Annotated in this window: 14 protein-coding genes and 2 tRNA genes; 10 read left to right on the top strand and 6 right to left on the bottom strand. The window is 54.7% G+C overall.

Translation table 11 applies throughout. The features are described from left to right. Positions 1–128: 128 nt before the first annotated feature. Both glnA and AUQ42_RS07640 read right to left on the bottom strand, forming a co-directional pair. Positions 129–1,538, bottom strand: coding sequence for a type I glutamate--ammonia ligase (glnA, locus tag AUQ42_RS07645; protein WP_008890688.1), 1,410 nt, complete (start codon positions 1,536–1,538; stop codon positions 129–131). A gap of 62 nt (positions 1,539–1,600) precedes the next feature. Continuing rightward, entirely contained in the window at positions 1,601–1,939 is a 339-nt protein-coding gene (locus tag AUQ42_RS07640; protein WP_007091888.1) for a P-II family nitrogen regulator, read from the bottom strand. A 482-nt stretch (positions 1,940–2,421) separates the two neighbouring features. On the opposite strand from AUQ42_RS07640, the gene AUQ42_RS07635 reads away from it, so the two are divergent. Then, complete coding sequence (locus AUQ42_RS07635) at positions 2,422–3,594, top strand: aminotransferase (RefSeq protein WP_068518497.1); 1,173 nt, start codon at positions 2,422–2,424, stop codon at positions 3,592–3,594. Between the two features lie 128 nt (positions 3,595–3,722). On the opposite strand, the gene AUQ42_RS07630 is transcribed toward AUQ42_RS07635, so the two are convergent. Next, positions 3,723–4,724 (bottom strand): Gfo/Idh/MocA family protein, encoded by a 1,002-nt coding sequence (locus AUQ42_RS07630; protein ID WP_068518717.1) that lies wholly within the window; start codon positions 4,722–4,724, stop codon positions 3,723–3,725. A gap of 338 nt (positions 4,725–5,062) precedes the next feature. Between AUQ42_RS07630 and AUQ42_RS07625 the strand changes: the two genes are divergently transcribed. Beyond that, positions 5,063–5,139: transfer RNA gene (locus tag AUQ42_RS07625), tRNA-His, on the top strand. 84 nt (positions 5,140–5,223) lie between these two features. Here the strand turns inward: AUQ42_RS07625 and AUQ42_RS07620 are convergent. Next, positions 5,224–5,946, bottom strand: coding sequence for a hypothetical protein (locus AUQ42_RS07620; protein WP_147250652.1), 723 nt, complete (start codon positions 5,944–5,946; stop codon positions 5,224–5,226). A gap of 181 nt (positions 5,947–6,127) precedes the next feature. On the opposite strand from AUQ42_RS07620, the gene pyrC reads away from it, so the two are divergent. Together pyrC and AUQ42_RS07610 are read left to right on the top strand one after the other, a co-directional pair. Continuing rightward, on the top strand, positions 6,128–7,171 hold the full coding sequence (gene pyrC / locus AUQ42_RS07615) for a dihydroorotase (RefSeq protein ID WP_068518495.1): 1,044 nt from the start codon (positions 6,128–6,130) through the stop codon (positions 7,169–7,171). Positions 7,172–7,180: 9 nt separating this feature from the next. Next, positions 7,181–7,573, top strand: a complete 393-nt coding sequence (locus AUQ42_RS07610) for an ester cyclase (protein WP_068518494.1) — start codon at positions 7,181–7,183, stop codon at positions 7,571–7,573. Between the two features lie 10 nt (positions 7,574–7,583). On the opposite strand, the gene AUQ42_RS07605 is transcribed toward AUQ42_RS07610, so the two are convergent. Continuing rightward, entirely contained in the window at positions 7,584–8,489 is a 906-nt protein-coding gene (locus tag AUQ42_RS07605) for a putative metalloprotease CJM1_0395 family protein (RefSeq protein WP_068518493.1), read from the bottom strand. Between the two features lie 169 nt (positions 8,490–8,658). On the opposite strand from AUQ42_RS07605, the gene AUQ42_RS07600 reads away from it, so the two are divergent. Next, positions 8,659–9,603, top strand: coding sequence for a DUF547 domain-containing protein (locus tag AUQ42_RS07600; protein ID WP_156480852.1), 945 nt, complete (start codon positions 8,659–8,661; stop codon positions 9,601–9,603). Positions 9,604–9,697: 94 nt separating this feature from the next. Here AUQ42_RS07600 and AUQ42_RS07595 read toward each other — a convergent pair whose 3' ends face one another. After that, on the bottom strand, positions 9,698–9,937 hold the full coding sequence (locus tag AUQ42_RS07595; RefSeq protein ID WP_156480851.1) for a hypothetical protein: 240 nt from the start codon (positions 9,935–9,937) through the stop codon (positions 9,698–9,700). Between the two features lie 473 nt (positions 9,938–10,410). On the opposite strand from AUQ42_RS07595, the gene AUQ42_RS07590 reads away from it, so the two are divergent. The 5 genes from AUQ42_RS07590 to AUQ42_RS07570 all read left to right on the top strand — a co-directional run bounded on the left by AUQ42_RS07590 (position 10,411) and on the right by AUQ42_RS07570 (position 15,704). After that, complete coding sequence (locus tag AUQ42_RS07590; RefSeq protein ID WP_068518491.1) at positions 10,411–11,385, top strand: DMT family transporter; 975 nt, start codon at positions 10,411–10,413, stop codon at positions 11,383–11,385. A 187-nt stretch (positions 11,386–11,572) separates the two neighbouring features. Beyond that, positions 11,573–14,374, top strand: a complete 2,802-nt coding sequence (gyrA, locus tag AUQ42_RS07585; protein WP_068518490.1) for a DNA gyrase subunit A — start codon at positions 11,573–11,575, stop codon at positions 14,372–14,374. Between the two features lie 11 nt (positions 14,375–14,385). Then, positions 14,386–14,913, top strand: coding sequence for a pantetheine-phosphate adenylyltransferase (coaD, locus tag AUQ42_RS07580; protein ID WP_068518489.1), 528 nt, complete (start codon positions 14,386–14,388; stop codon positions 14,911–14,913). A 62-nt stretch (positions 14,914–14,975) separates the two neighbouring features. Further along, the gene (locus tag AUQ42_RS07575; protein WP_068518488.1) at positions 14,976–15,479 is read left to right on the top strand and encodes a peptidylprolyl isomerase; all 504 of its coding nucleotides are present in this window, start codon (positions 14,976–14,978) and stop codon (positions 15,477–15,479) included. A gap of 152 nt (positions 15,480–15,631) precedes the next feature. Then, positions 15,632–15,704: transfer RNA gene (locus AUQ42_RS07570), tRNA-Lys, on the top strand. The last annotated feature ends 2 nt before the right edge of the window (positions 15,705–15,706 follow it).

Genomic DNA, 15,706 nt, shown 5'->3' with positions numbered 1-15,706 from the left:
GGAAGGGGTAAGCAAACCGTTTAATGATTGCCGCCTGTTATGCACAAAAGATGATATACAAATGAAAACGCCCGGCCAGATGGCCGGGCGTTTCCGATATTTCGCGTCTTCCTTTCGGGTGAAAGGAATTAGCCGCTGTAATACATGTCGAATTCGACCGGGTGCGGAGCCTGTTCGAAACGAACGACTTCTTCCATTTTCAGCGCGATATAAGCGTCGATCAGGTCGTCGGTCATAACGTCGCCCTTCTTCAGGAACTCACGGTCAGCATCGAGGCTGTCGAGAGCTTCGTGAAGCGAACGGCAAACGGTCGGAACTTCTTTGAGCTCTTCCGGCGGAAGGTCATAGAGGTTTTTGTCCATTGCTTCGCCCGGGTGGATCTTGTTCTCGATACCGTCAAGGCCAGCCATCAGCATTGCAGAGAATGCGAGATACGGGTTGGCAAGGGCATCCGGGAAGCGGATCTCGACGCGCTTGCCCTTCGGCGAAGCGGTGTACGGGATACGGCAGGAAGCAGAACGGTTACGTGCGGAATATGCCAGCAGAACCGGTGCTTCGAAGCCCGGGACCAGACGCTTGTAGGAGTTGGTCGTCGGGTTGGTGAAAGCGTTCAGTGCTTTGGCGTGCTTGATGATACCGCCAATGTAGTACAGAGCGGTTTCAGAAAGATCAGCATAACCGTTACCAGCGAACAGCGGCTTGCCTTCGTGCCAGATCGACTGGTGGGTGTGCATGCCCGAGCCGTTGTCACCGAAGATCGGTTTCGGCATGAAGGTCGCGGTTTTGCCATACTGGTGTGCAACCATGTGGATGCAGTATTTGTAAACCTGAACGGCGTCAGCATGTTCGATCAGGGTGCCGAATGCGATACCCAGTTCGTGCTGCGACGGTGCAACTTCGTGGTGGTGCTTTTCGCAACGCACGCCCATTTCGTTGATGTAGTTGACCATTTCGGCACGAATGTCGTTTGCCGAGTCAACCGGCGGTACCGGGAAGTAACCACCCTTCGGACCCGGACGGTGGCCGCGGTTGCCGCCTTCGAATTCGGTGCCGGTGTTGTACGGACCTTCTTCGGAGTCAAGCGCGTAAGCCATGCTCTCCTGCGAGGTGCTCCAACGGACGTCGTCGAACATGAAGAATTCCGGCTCTGCGCCGAAATATGCGGTGTCGCCGATACCAGCCGACTTCATGTAAGCCAGTGCGCGTTTCGCGGTCGAACGCGGGCAACGCTCGTAACCCTGGCCGGTAGCCGGTTCGATAACGTCGCAAACGAGGATCAGGGTCGGCTGTGCGGTGAACGGATCAACAACAGCGGTCGACGGATCCGGCATCAGGATCATGTCGGATTCGTTAATTTCTTTCCAGCCGGAGATCGACGAACCGTCGAACATGATGCCGTCAACAAAGACGTCTTCGTCGATCGTGCAGATATCCTGCGCGGTGTGCTGCCATTTACCTTTGGTATCGGTAAAGCGCAGATCGACAAACTGGATGCCTTTTTCTTTGATCAGATTAAGTACAGAAGCAGCGTCAGACATGATGCAACCCTTTAAAACTCAAATTTAGTTACCGTACGGTGTTCATTGACAGGCAAGACCGATCAGATCGCGTCGTTGCCCCGTTCACCGGTACGAATACGGATCGCGTCCTCGAGTGAGGAAACGAAAATTTTACCGTCGCCGATACGGCCGGTATGAGCGGCTTGCTGGATTGCCTCAATCGCACGCTCAACCAGCGTGTCCTCAACGACGATTTCCAGCTTTACCTTCGGCAGAAAGTCCACAACATATTCGGCGCCGCGATACAGCTCCGTGTGACCTTTCTGACGGCCGAAACCTTTGGCTTCGGTGACGGTAATCCCTTTGAGGCCGATCTCCTGAAGGGCCTCTTTTACCTCGTCAAGCTTGAATGGCTTGATGATGGCTTCGATCTTTTTCATTAAGCGCCCTCTGCTTTTTGCGAGAGTTGCGTAGAACTCGGAAAGCGTAATGCTTCGCACGGTGTCTGTTGCACGGACCATGCCAAGTTTGGTCCGCGGTGGCATTCTAAGGATTCTTTGCGCGAAAACCCAGCAAAACCCATGAAATTTTTAAGATTTTCTTGATTGCAGGTGATCGAGTTTTAGGCAAAATGATCAAAAAATATGCAAACGCCCTGCATCATCGCCGGGCAGAGTGATCCGGATTGCTCAATCCTTGCCAGAATGACACCGGCATGCGACAGGATTTGCCGCAAAAGAGTGAATTGTGTCATGCATATGCGCCAGATGACCTTTAATCGGTCTGTCTGATATATGGACTCGAACAATTTGCCTTTGGGCGATTATAGTACGGCACGGATGACCCATAAAATGGCCTGATCGGGCCGGGCTGCAACCGGACGCCACCATCCGGCGAACGCATATAATATAAAGGACGCCTCATGACCGAATTTGTCGGCAACCCGCTTTTTGCTTCGGGCGGTATTACGATCTTTGAAGTGATGAACGAACTGGCCCAGAAACATCAGGCCATCAATCTGGGGCAGGGTGCACCCGATACCGACGGCCCGGCCGATATCCGCGAAGCCGCCGCCAAGGCCACCATGGAACTGTCCAACCAGTACCCGCCGCTTGCCGGGGTGCCCGAATTGCTTCAGGCCGTTGCCGATCACAATAAACGGTTCTATGGCATCGATGTGGATCCGAAAACAGAAGTGCTGGTTGCGGTCGGTGCGACCGAGGGGCTGGCTGATGTGATCCTTGGTCTGGTGGCCCCGGGTGACGAGGTCATTCTGATCGAACCGCTTTATGACAGCTACCTTCCGATGGTGAAGCTGGCCGGCGGTATTCCCAAACTGGTGCGCGTGACCCCGCCGCACTGGGAATTGCCGCGCGAAGAACTGGCCGCCGCCTTCAGCGAAAAAACCAAGCTGATCCTGATCAACTCGCCGCAGAATCCCTGTTCGAAGGTCTATAGCGACGACGAACTGCAATTTGTTGCCGATCTGTGCATCAAGCATGACGTCATCGCGCTGTGTGACGAGGTGTATGAACATCTGGTCTTTGATGGCCGCAAACACAAACCGCTGATGACGTTTCCGGGCATGCATGATCGCACCGTGCGGATCGGATCGGCGGGCAAGACATTCTCGCTGACCGGGTGGAAGATCGGTTATGTCACGGCCTGTGCCAAGCTGATGGAGCCGATCAAGAAGGCGCACCAGTTCCTTGTCTTTACCGTGCCGCCGGGGCTTCAGCACGGTGTGGCCTATGGGCTGAACAAGGATGACGAATATTTCGAAACCTTCACCGCCGAAATGCAGGCCAAGCGTGATTTCCTGATGAAGGGGCTCAAGGAAGTCGGGTTTGATGTCCTGGATTCCCAGGGGACCTATTTCATCACCTGTGATTTCCGCCCGCTTGGCTATGATTGTGATGATGTCGAATTCTGTCAGATCATGATCAAGGAAGCCGGCGTGGTCGCCATCCCGGTGTCGGCCTTCTATCAGGGCGAAGATGGCGGCGTGCGCCATTTCGTGCGGTTCTGCTTCTGCAAGGAAGAAACAAAGATGCAGGATGCCATCGACCGCATGAAAAAGGCCTTTGCCAAATAGGGCTGCCGTACTGTGCTGTGCCGTGCCGGGACCGGGTCGTGATCTGGCCGGTGCCGGTATGCCGATATACAACGGGCGCAAGCAGATGCTTGCGCCCTTTGTCATTTAATAAGGTCGATACCTGCTGATCAGGATTTGACCATTTCCCAACTGCCGGTCTTGGCCGAACGGGCCAGGGCATCAAGGATCTGCATATTCATGATCGCATCTTCGATCGGATAATCGACCGGGCTTTCACCAGCAAAGATCGCGGTCGCCGATTCCCCTTGCAGGGTATAGTGATTGCAGACCGGGAATTTGATTTCGCGGGCTTCGTCAAAGCCCGGCTGTTTCTGCCCGCCAACCCGGATGATTGCGGGGTTTTCCGGGATTGGGTTGAACGGCATCAGGATTTCGATCCGGCCCTCAGAGCCCAGAATATGCACGCGCTGAACCGCGGCGGACTGGGTGCCGCAGACAAAGCTCGCCTGAAGGCCCGAACCGAAATCAAGCATCCCCGATACAAGCCGGTCGGTGCCGAATTTCGGGTCCTTGTCCATCAGCGACACAACGCGGACCGGTTCCTTTGCCGTGACAAAGCGCGGGCCGACAACACAATAACAGCCGATATCAAGCAACCCGCCGCCGCCAATGTCCTTTTTGTTGCGCACATTGTTCGGATCGGCATTGAAATAGGTAAAGATGCTTTGCACCGTGGTCAGCTGGCCGATCTGACCGCTTTCAACGATCTTGCGGGCTTCTAGCCATTGCGGATGATGACGCACCATAAAGGCTTCAAGAACCTGTTTGCCGCTTTTGTCGCGCGCAGCAATCAGGCGCTTGGCATCTTCGGTATCAAGTCCGATCGGCTTCTCGCACAGGACATGTTTGCCTGCTTCCAGCGCCTTGATCGTCCATTCGACATGAAGATGGTTGGGCAGGGGATTGTAAACCGCCTCGATTGACGGGTCGGCCAGAAGCTCCTCATAGGAGCCATAGGCGCGCGGAATACGCAAATTTTCGGCGACCTCGCGGGTCTTTTCAAGATCGCGTCCGGCAATCGCCAGAATTTCAAGCTTGTCGCTTTCCTGCATGGCCGGAATGACCTTTTCCGTGCCGATCTTGGCGGTGCTGATAACGCCCCACTTCATTCCGATACTCCGTCTGTTTTTCTGTTTTGTGGCCGGTTGCCCCAAGATCAACCATCGGGTGCCGGCAATCCGCAAATACATATATGCATGGTTTTGCACGCTGTTTTGCGGTTCAGTTCGTGACCCCGATTAATTAAGGCATGTGGCCCGACATGCAAGATGTTCAGACGGGTAGGTCGGCGAATTTGTATGAAGAATTCACCAGCCAAACCACCACCACATCGCCCAAGCCCGCAAAATTCGGCGCTTTGAAGGGCTTGGGAAAAATCAGCGGAAAAAAGTGAAAATATGCGCTTGACGTTGGGGGCCACGGGCCATATAAACCGCGCCACACGATGGCGGGTGTAGCTCAGGTGGTTAGAGCACCAGATTGTGGCTCTGGGGGCCGTGGGTTCAAGTCCCATCACTCGCCCCATGTGAAAAGGTCAGGCAGAAATGCCTGGCCTTTTGTCTTATCGGAATGAGATTCCTTCATTCCAATAATTGTGCAGGCTTGCTATCAAGTTGAAGCTGTTACTGCGTTATTTTCAAGTTCGCTAATTTTAACGCTGATATTTTCAAGTGTGCTTCGGATATCCAGAATTACCTGTTGCGCGTTGAAAATAACTTTAGGTGTTCCATCAGTCCCTCGATCATTCCATCTATCGGACTGTGTTTCATTATGGATAAGGCGAACTGCCATAATGAATTTGCGAAAGGCGTTGTCGAGATCATCTATTTCTGATGTCAATGTCAAATCAAAGTAGGCCGTGCGAGGAATTGACGCCATAATTTCGGCAAAGACGCCGCATACTTCCTCAATTTCGTATAGTGCATTGGCGCAAGTAGTTCGGATCTCCTGTGCAGGGCTCACTCGTCGAAGTCTCTCAATTGATACCCTGCAACTTTCTATTCGGTTTGCGGCAATATCCAGTTTGATTTTTGCTGGATGTGTGGATGTTCGTTTGAGAGCTCTGGTCAGCAGAAACCGAAAGCTTTGTTTTTCTCGTTCAAGATCAAGATGTCTCTGGTATTTAAAGAGGCCAACTGCAAGTGCGGCGCTTACAATTACGCCGATAAGACTTTGCCAATCATAAAGTATTTTGATTGTGCCTTGATAAAAAGGCTTCGCTGAGAGATCAGGATAAGCTCCAAACAATAAAAGTGCAGTTATCGCAGCGAGCCCTCCTATGAATGAAGCGATGACTGCAATAATTACAGCATTATTTTGTTGATACTGCATCAGTGCTAGCATCCAATCGAACTGTTAAGAACCACCTTATTTAAACAGAAAATTTCCGTCCTGCACACTCAATGGTTGATCCAATGGCTTGCTTGTTTCTGTTTCCCAATTTGGGGCCAATCTGCTAGGTAAGCATCCATATTTTCCCAAACGGGTTCATCGGTTGCCAGGAGATCGCCACATGTCGACACAACGCATTACCCTTCGCCGTCCGGATGACTGGCATTTGCATCTGCGGGATGGCGCGATGCTCAAAGGTGTGATTGGCGAGACGTCGGAGCATTTTGCCCGTGCGATCATTATGCCGAACCTGGTGCCGCCGGTGGTCAAGACCGCGGATGCCGTGGCCTATCGCGATCGCATCACCGCAGCCATTCCGCAAGGTCATGATTTCACCCCGCTGATGACCCTGTATCTGACCGAGGGCACCAATCCCGATGATATCGAGGAAGGATATAAGGCCGGTGTGATCACCGCCTTGAAGCTTTATCCGGCGGGGGCAACCACCAATTCCGATAGCGGGGTGCGCAATTTCGATAATGCGATGCCAGCGCTTGAGCGGATGGCAGAGCTTGGTATTCCGCTTTGTGTGCATGGCGAAGTCACCGATGCGGATATTGATATCTTTGATCGTGAAGCGGTGTTTATCGACCGGGTTCTGGATCCGCTGCGCAAGCGTCTGCCGGAACTGCGTGTGGTGATGGAACATATCACCACCGAAGACGGCGTTGAATATGTCAAAGCCAATGACAAAAATCTGGGCGCGACCATCACGACGCACCATCTGATCATTAACCGCAATGCCATTCTGGTTGGCGGCATTCATCCGCATATGTATTGCCTGCCGGTTGCAAAGCGTGAAAAGCACCGTTTGGCCCTGCGTGCGGCGGCAACGTCGGGCGATGCGCGTTTCTTCCTGGGCACAGATTCCGCCCCGCATACAGATGATCGCAAGGAAAGCCCGTGCGGCTGTGCCGGTATCTTTACCGCCAACAACACCGTGCAGCTTCTTGCCCATGTGTTCGAGCAGGAAGGCGCGCTTGACAAGCTTGAAGCCTTTGCCTCGATCAACGGGCCGCAATTCTATGGTCTGCCGCTAAACGGTGATCAGATCACGCTGGAAAAACGCGCGGAACCGGCGAAATTCCCCGCCAAGATCGAAACCGGCGATGGTCCGGTCACGGTGTTCAATCCGGGCTTTGATATCTTCTGGCATTACGCATAGGGGCGTTTTATGCGCGCCCGGCGTCTGGAAGAGCTTTACCGCGGATATATCAATTGCCTGAATGCGCAGGATTGGGATCGCCTTGGTGATTATGTTGGCGACGATGTGCATTACAACGGCAAGCATGTTGGTTTGTCGGGCTATCGCGCCATGCTTGAACGGGATTATCGGGAAATTCCCGATCTTCGGTTCAATATCGATTTGCTGGTCGCCAATGAAACCCATGTTGCAAGCGTGCTGGCTTTTGAGTGCTCACCAAAGGGTGAGTTTCTCGGGCTTGCGGTAAATGGTCGGAAGGTCGCCTTTTCGGAGAACGTGTTCTACGAGTTTCGCGATGGCAAGATCGTGAATGTGCGCTCGCTCCTTGATAAGCTTGCGGTCGAAGCACAGATTGCCCGATGATGACGGCTGTTTAGCCGCGAAGGTCGACCGACCCCGGTGCGGCATTCAGTCCGATATTCAGCCCGATGGTCGCGCGGTAGCTTTCCGCTGCCGCATAGGCCTGTGCCGAAATCATCGCCGATATATTCATTGATGCACCCTTGGCGACATTGAAGTCGGCCGCCGAGCTTCCCGGTACCGATGCCGCGCGCGATATCGCGGCCTGATTGGCGATGGCGGCGATACCGTCCAGCCCCTGAAGCGGGCGGATGCTGACCTTGCCGCCGGTGGCATAAAGCCGCCCGTCAGGTCCGGCGGTATAGCTATAGGTGATCATGCCGGCATTTGCCCCAGCAAGGGCCTGGTGACTTTCTTCCTCGGTTCTGACGGTGGCGTCGCGGGCGCGAAGCTGCTGGACGATTTCGCGTTCGCTTGCGGTCAGAAGGGCCGGGTTGGCGGTGGGTTGCCGGGCGCTTTTCGGGGTGTCTTCGCGTTCCTGTTGCTGACGTTCGGTCGGGCTTCTTGTGTCTGTTTCCCCGGCCGTTTGTTCGCCCGCAATATCGCGGGGATCAAGTTGCTGAATGATCGTGATCACCGATGCGGCCCGGTTGACCGGCGCGGTTGAGGGCGGCGGGGGTGATGGCTGCGCGGGTTCTGGGCTGCTGGCCGTTCCCGCCGTCGATCCGAGGGAACCGGACGGCCCCGAACGTGACAGGGTGTTCGATCCGGTTTGTGACGGGTTGGGCGCGGGGGTGTTGCTGGCAAGTGGTACAAGGGCGACGGCGGCTGGCATGGTTTGCGGCGCAGACGCGCCCGTTCCGCCCGACCCGCTGGTCGGCGGCTGGCTCCCGGAGCCGGGCAGGGCGCGTGTGGCAATAATCTGGCCAAGTTGCCCACCACTCCCGGGGATGACCTGTATTGCACCTGCCTGTATCATGGGTGATAGTGTAACCCAACTTGGGGTTAAAAGTACATAAAGCAGGTTCCCGTGATCACGCCGGTTTGATGAGGCTGTGACGTGCTGAAACGGGTTACACTGTAAGCTGTTCCAAAAGCCGACAGGCGCTTGCCTGATCCTGTATCACTGACGAAACGGTTTTGCGGTTATGCGTTCTTTGCCCCTTCTGCCATTTGTTTCCGGTCTTTACGGTCTGTGCCGTCCGGTTCGACGCGCCAGTTTGCCCGGATTGCCCGGATGGCCTGGTCTGGCCAGTCTTGCGCCTGTGCTTGTTGTCATGGTGATGCTTGCGATGCCGGGGGTGGTCAATGCCGCGCCAAAGGCCGATCTGTGGCCGGACTGGCAGGTTTACGATCCGCAAAGCACGATCATGGTCGATCATTCGGAATGGCAGGGGGTTCTTGACCGGTTTGTTGATCAGCCCGAAGCCGGGGTGACCACATTTGATTACCAGCGTGCCTTGTCGGAGCGCGCAAACGGGATTTATGCGGTTGCACATTATATAGACCAGATGGTCGATATATCGGTCAGTCGCCTTAACCGGGCCGAGCAGATGGCATATTGGATCAATCTTTATAACGCGCTGACCGTGAAGGTGGTGCTTGACCATTATCCGGTGGCATCGATCCGCGATATCGACATTTCGCCGGGCCTGTTCGCATCGGGCCCGTGGGGTAAAAAGCTTGTCCGTATCGAAGGGCGGACCTTGTCACTTGATGATATCGAACACCGGATCCTGCGCCCGATCTGGCAGGATGCGCGCATTCACTATGCGGTGAATTGTGCATCGGTCGGCTGTCCGGCGCTGGCGCGCGATGCCTATGATGCCAAACGGATCGAAAGCCAGCTTGATCAGGCCGCGCGCGGTTTTATCAACCATGCGCGCGCCATCCATAGTGACGGCGATGGCGGCTTTGTGATTTCAAGTCTGTATGACTGGTATCGGGATGATTTCGGGGCGGGGGATGCGCAGTTTGTCGCCCATCTTCTGACCTTTGCCGGGCCTGAGCTGACCGCACAGCTTGATCATATCGGCGGGTTTGATGTTTCCGACGATGAATATGACTGGGCGCTGAACGCACCGCAATCCTGACAATGGTGCGGCAATTCGCGCGTGCCGATTGCCCAACGATCACAATCAGATCTCCGGGCGCGCTTGATGGCGCCCGGTGGCAAGGCCGGCACGATCAGGCCGCGTTGTGGCGCAGGCGGCTGGTGTTGCCATGGGATGCGCCCCAGTGCAACCGGTTGTGATGGTGCGTCCCGGGAAGGGGCGCCTCGGCCTTTTGGGCGCGATTTTGATTTACCTGCTCGATCGTGTGACGAACGTCACTGGCAGAAATGCCGTCATAGCGCATTAATGTCTGCACGATCGGGTCGGCAAGCATGTCTTCAATCGACAATTCCTGATCAACGTAACTCATCATCTCGTATCCTGGTCTTTTTGTTGCGCGTAATGTAGTGATATTGCAAATCATTCGCAACTAAAAACTTGCGCCGATTTTACTTTTTTCCACTTTTGCTGGTTTGCTGCATTGATCTGCCTTGGTGTTCGGTGAAAATCACCGGGCAGTGGCAATCAAAAATCCGTACCTTGCTGAGCGTATAAAACCCGGAAATCTGCATCTTTTGGCTGTATGGTCCGGACGGGGCCGGGTGTTCTGGTTCTATCCTGTGGGGTTGATGTTTTTCTGTGGTGGCTTTTCTGTCTTGGCCGGGTGGTTCGGGCCCGGCCGGTTTGGGTCCCGATGCGCAGTCCCATGAAGGGGCATCGCGCCAGCCTTTGGGCTGTCGGGGTTCTATTTTCTTGATTCTTTGGTATTTGGCCTCTAACGCTGGATGCCGGTTTGATCACAACCGTGATAAAGCCCAAAAACTATGGCGAAAATAGGCTGGGAACATGACACGTCCGGGAATTCGTGAATATGGCTTGCTGTTGCTGCTGGCGATGATTTGGGGCAGTTCGTTCACCTTTATCAAGATCGGGGTTCATGCCTATTCCCCGCTGGTGGTGGCGGGCGGGCGGCTGACATTTGCGGCCCTTGTGTTGTGGTGTTTTGCCCTGATCCGCAAATCCGACATGCCGCGCGGGCGGCGGGCCTGGATATCGACATTCATGGTTGCCCTTGTTGGCAATGCCATTCCGTTCTTTCTGATCAGTTATGGCGAAATTCGCGTCGATGCGGGGCTTGCGGCCATTCTGATGTCGACCGTGCCGCTGACCACCGTGGTTCTGGCGCATTTCTTTACCCATGATGAAAAGCTGACGCTGGGCAAGGTGATCGGGGTGATCATGGGCACCATTGGCGTCATTGTTCTGGTCGGTCCGGAAACGCTTTCGGGGCTGGGGGGCGAATTCCTGTTTCAGCTGGCCATTCTGGTGGCTGCGGTCGGATATGCGATTTCATCGCTGGTCGCACGCAATCTGCGCGATCAGCCCCGCATCGGGTCGACCGCCGTGATCCTGAGTTTCGCGGCCCTCATGCTGATGCCCTTTGCCCTGATCATTGACCGGCCATGGACCATGGAATGGGACCTTGGGGCGGCGATATCGATCATGTATCTGGGCATGTTCCCGACCGGGATTGCCATGTTCATGATCCTCCATCTGATTGCGGTGGCCGGGGCGAGTTTCCTGGTGTTTAACAATTATCTGGTGCCGGCAGTCGGGGTTCTGATCAGTTTTATCGTGCTGGGCGAAGTGCCCCAGCCCAATGCGCTGCTGGCACTGGTGATCATTTTATGCGGGATTGCCGCATCGCAATTGCGATTTGGCCGCACAGCAAAGCAGACAGGCGATGCTGGTGTCAAAGGCGATCCGATCGCGCCAGTTCTTGACAGTCCCGATCGTGAAAAAAGCAAGTCTAATCCGTAGAAAAAACACAAAATCGCGATAAAAGCCGAACTTTATCGCCCAACGTGGAATGTCGGGATTTGTCAATATTGTTTGTGGGCGACAAACCTGATACTTTCCGCCTTTCTGGTCCGGCATGTGCTTGAAAACAGGTGCATGTCACGCCGATTGAATCATTTCTGATCAAGCGTTTAAGAGGTCACGGCCTTTGTCCACCCAAGAGACCAATTCCGAGAGCCGCGATATTTTCCCGGTTTCCATCGAACAAGAAATGCGCCGCAGCTACCTTGATTACGCAATGAGCGTGATTGTTAGCCGTGCGCTGCCTGACGTCCGGGACGGTTTGAAACCTGTGCATCGTCGTATTCTGTACGCCATGCACGAAAACGGTTTCGAATATAACAAGCCGTTCCGCAAATCGGCCCGTGTGGTCGGGGACGTGATGGGTAAATACCACCCGCATGGTGACAGCGCGATTTACGACGCGATGGTCCGTATGGCCCAGAACTTCTCCATGCGTCTGCCGCTGATTGACGGGCAGGGGAACTTTGGTTCCATGGATGGCGACAAGGCCGCCGCCATGCGTTACACCGAAGCCCGCATGGCCAAGGCAGCCCATTTCCTGCTTGATGATATCGATAAAGACACGATTGATTTTCGCGATAACTATGACGAAACCACCAAGGAACCGTCTGTTATCCCGGCACGTTTTCCGAACATGCTGGTCAATGGTGCGGGCGGTATCGCCGTTGGTATGGCGACCAATATTCCGCCCCATAACCTTGGCGAAGTCATTGATGGCTGCATGGCCTATGTCGACAATCCCGACATCACTGTCGAAGGGCTGATGGAATTTGTCCATGGGCCGGACTTCCCGACCGGTGGCCTTATTCTGGGGCGTTCGGGCATCCATTCGGCGTTCAAGACCGGCCGCGGGTCGGTCGTCATGCGCGCACGTACCCATGTCGAGGAAATCCGTGCCAACCGCGAAGCGATCATCGTTACCGAAGTTCCCTATCAGGTGAACAAGGCGACCCTGATGGAAAAGATCGCCGAACTGGTACGCGACAAGAAACTCGAAGGCATTTCCGATCTGCGTGATGAGTCGGACCGTTCCGGTGTCCGGATGGTGATCGAACTCAAACGTGATGCGAATTCCGACGTTGTCTTGAACCAGCTGTTCCGCTTTACCGCCCTGCAGACGTCGTTTGGCGTCAATATGCTGGCGCTGAACCGTGGCAAGCCGGAACTGATGAACCTGAAAGACATCATTCAGGCCTTTGTCGAATTCCGCGAAGAAGTCATTACCCGCCGGACCATCCATCTTCTTAAAAAGGCGCGTGAACGTGCCCATGTCGTGGTTGGTCTGGGGATTGCCGTTTCCAACATTGACGAAGTCATCAAGCTGATCCGCAATGCGGCCGATCCGACGATCGCCCGTGAACAGCTGATGGCGCGTGACTGGGCGGCGGGCGATATTGTTCCGTTGATCGAACTGATCGCCGATCCGAACCAGATCGGGTCATCGGATGGCATGTATCGCCTGTCCGAAGCACAGGCCCGTGCAATCCTTGAACTGCGTCTGCATCGCCTGACCGGTCTCGAACGCGACAAGATCGCGGGCGAATTGACCGAGTTGGGTGAAAAGATCAAAGACTTCCTTGATATCCTGGCCTCGCGCGAGCGCAAGCTGACGATTCTCAAGGACGAACTGAGCGAAATGCGCAATGAATTCGCCGACCCGCGTCGCAGCGAAATTCAGGAAGCAGAATTCGAACATGACATCGAAGATCTGATTGCCCGTGAAGACATGGTCGTCACCGTGTCGCACAGCGGCTATATCCAGCGTGTTCCGCTGTCGACCTATCGCGCGCAGCGTCGCGGTGGCAAAGGCCGTTCGGGCATGGCCACCCGCGAGGAAGATTTCGTTTCCAAGCTGTTCGTGGCCAATACCCATACCCCGGTTCTGTTCTTCAGCTCCGAGGGCATGGTCTATAAGATGAAGGTCTGGCGTCTGCCGGTCGGCACCCCGCAATCGCGCGGCAAGGCCCTTGTGAACCTGCTGCCGCTGTCCGAAGGCGAATATATCACCACGGTCCTGCCGCTTCCCGACGAGGAAGAATGGCCGAACCTGCATGTGATGTTTGCCACCTCGACCGGGAATGTCCGCCGTAACAGCCTTGCCGATTTCGTGAATGTGAAATCCAACGGCAAGATCGCCATGAAGCTTGAAGAAGATCGTGGTGACAAGCTGATCGCGGTTCAGACCTGTACCGATGATGACGATATTCTTCTGACCACGCGAATGGGCAAATGCATTCGCTTCCGTGTCGGGGATGTCCGCGTCTTTACCGGTCGTAATTCGGTTGGTGTGCGCGGTATTCGCCTTGCGGACGAAGATTCGGTCATCGCGATGTCGGTTCTGTTTGGCAACCATGTCACCATGGAAGAACGTGATGAATACCTTTCGATCGCAGGCAAACTGCGCCGCGAGGAAATCACCGAAGACAATCTTCCGCTCGAAGTGCTCAGCGCTGAACGCTATCAGGAAATTCTTGCTGGTGATCAGCTGATCCTGTCCGTGACCGAAAACGGTTATGGCAAACGCACGTCTGCCTATGAATATCGTGTAACCGGTCGTGGCGGGCAGGGCTTTGCCAATATCGAGATGTCTGAGCGTAACGGTAACGTCGCTGCATCCTTCGTCATCGAAGAAGGCGACGAACTGATGATGGTCACCAATGGTGGCAAGGTCATCCGTATGCCGACCCACGACATCCGTATCGCCGGCCGCAAGACACAGGGTGTGACATTGTTCCGGACTGCCGATGACGAACAGGTCGTCGCGGTTGAACGACTGTCAAACCTTGGCGGTGACGAAGAAGGTGAAGAGGGCGATGTGGATGGTGTTGAAAACACCGATGACGCATCAACCGACACCGCAGAAACCAGTGCCAGTGATGCGGGTGATGATGCACCGGCAACTGATGGCACCGAAAGCGACGAATAATTGGAAATTCGATGACTGAAACGTCTTCTACCATATCGCGCATCGGGATTTATCCGGGCACATTCGACCCGGTGACCCAGGGGCATATGGATATTATTCGTCGTGCGACCCGGATTGTGGACCAGCTTATTGTCGGCGTTGCGATCAACGCCGGCAAAGGTCCGATGTTCGGCGTTGATGAACGCTGCAAACTGGTCGAAGAGGCCCTGAAAGCGGCGGGCGGCGAAGTTGCCGCGCGCACCTCAGTTAAGCCATTTTCTTCGCTTCTGATGGATTTCGCCAAAGAAAACGGTTCAAGCACGATCATCCGCGGCCTTCGCGCGGTATCGGACTTTGAATATGAATTCCAGATGGCGGGCATGAATGCCCGGCTGTCACCGGAAGTCGAAACCGTGTTTTTGATGGCGTCCGACAAACAGCAGTTTGTTTCGTCGCGCTTCGTCAAGGAAATCGCCCGGCTGGGTGGTAATGTAAGTGAATTTGTGCCGGCCAACGTGCTTAAGCGCTTGCATGAAAAGCTGGCAGAAGAAAAGGAATAACGCAGGCCATGCGTCTTTTTCGTCTATTCTCAATAATTGCTCTCGTACTAGGAATTGTAACCATGTCCAATGGAAACGACGCTGTCGCGCAGGATTTGGAAAACACGCTTTATCTTGATCTGAAAGATGGCCGCGTTGTTATTCAGCTTCGCCCGGACCTTGCGCCGAAACATGTTGCCCGCATCAAGGAACTGACCCGCGAGGGGTTCTATGATGGTCTGAAGTTCCATCGTGTGATCGAAGGCTTCATGGCGCAGACCGGCGACCCCAAGGGCAATGGTACCGGCGGATCGGGTCAGAAACTTGATGCCGAATTCTCCAAGGAACATCATGGTCGCGGTACCGTTTCCATGGCCCGTTCGGCCAACCCGAACAGTGCTGATTCGCAATTCTTCATCTGCTTTGCCGATGCACCGCATCTGGATGGCCAATACACCATCTGGGGTCAGGTGACCGAAGGCATGGAATATGTCGACATGATCAAAAAAGGTGCCCCTTGGGCCAACGGGTCGGTTGCCGATCCGGACGTGATTGTCAAAATGCAGGTTGCTGCAGACGCGCAATAATCGCGCAAACCGATCATTTGCAACCGAAAGCCGTCCCTTTGTGGGGCGGCTTTCGCGTTTTAGGGCGCGAAAGCAGAAAAAGAGGAAAAATATGGAAAACAGGTGTTGACCAGCGCGTGCTCTCCCATTAAAACGCGCTTCACCAACGTTGAGGGCCCGTAGCTCAGTTGGTAGAGCAACTGACTTTTAATCAGTTGGCCACAGGTTCGAATCCTGTCGGGCTCACC

The sequence above is a fragment of the Thalassospira sp. MCCC 1A02491 genome (assembly GCF_001613785.1).
In the GTDB taxonomy this organism is placed as follows: Bacteria; Pseudomonadota; Alphaproteobacteria; order Rhodospirillales; family Thalassospiraceae; genus Thalassospira; species Thalassospira povalilytica.
The sequence above is the reverse complement of the archived record's forward strand: the minus strand, read 5'-3'. Positions and strand labels throughout refer to the sequence as shown.